Consider the following 832-nt stretch of genomic DNA (forward strand, 5'->3'; position numbering starts at 1 on the left):
TTCATTTTTGTTTTTTCATCCTGTGCAGATTCCATGCATCCCGCAGTGAAGATGGACATGAGACCAAGGATAAGTACCATCATAAAGAACTTTTTCATTAGTTTCCCTCCTAATTTTGTTGAATTTGTTTTTAGGTTGGACGAAATTTAATGAATCATACCAAAACGATGGTTTTCGGTTTCCTTGCAGCATTTGAAATATGATACACTAATGGAAGGATAAGAGGTGATGTTTGTGGTTGAACTATTAGGGAAAAAATATGAACTTGTAGAGAATTATCGGGAAGCCTTTCAGCAGGAAGATGTGGAAGGGCGCTTCAGCGATATTTTAGGCAAATATGACTTCGTTGTAGGAGACTGGGGATATGGACAGCTTCGACTTAAAGGTTTTTACGATGATCAAAATTCTAAAGCAACCTTCGATACAAAGATAAGTACCTTGGAAGATTATTTATATGAGTATTGCAACTTTGGATGTGCTTATTTTGTTTTGAAGCGAGTCCATCAATAAAACCGACGCGCTTAAATAAAGCACGTCGGTTTTTTTATTCCATTTGTTCTTCTGAAGGCTTGATATCCTTACCTTTATGATCGTGAATAGGGTGGGCCCCGTCTTCATGACGCTGAAGGTCCTGGTGCAGGGACTTGTTTTCATAGTTAAACGCGCTATAGTAACGTTGTTGTTTCGTCCATGGAGCGCTTTTTTCATTAGAGACTGGCTCATATTTATTCCTAGGCGATCCGTAAGGCCCTTCAGGAAGTTGTTCAGGGGTAAGATAGTTACGCTGGGCTTCAACATTGGCAAAGTCGGAATAGTATTTTTTATCTTTTTT

At 38.8% G+C, this 832-nt stretch carries 2 protein-coding genes; one reads left to right on the forward strand and one right to left on the reverse strand.

Features of this window, described 5'->3' with window-relative positions:
• The first annotated feature begins 234 nt into the window (after nucleotides 1-234).
• A complete protein-coding gene (locus LD39_RS12750; protein ID WP_052158856.1) occupies nucleotides 235-510 on the forward strand; it encodes a YutD family protein in 276 nt (91 codons plus the stop codon).
• 34 nt (nucleotides 511-544) lie between these two features.
• Here LD39_RS12750 and LD39_RS23110 read toward each other — a convergent pair.
• The coding region (locus LD39_RS23110) for a hypothetical protein (RefSeq protein ID WP_035547313.1) at nucleotides 545-832 on the reverse strand (288 nt) is incomplete at its 5' end.

It is taken from the genome of Halobacillus sp. BBL2006, assembly GCF_000786645.1.
Classification (GTDB): domain Bacteria; phylum Bacillota; class Bacilli; order Bacillales; family Halobacillaceae; genus Halobacillus.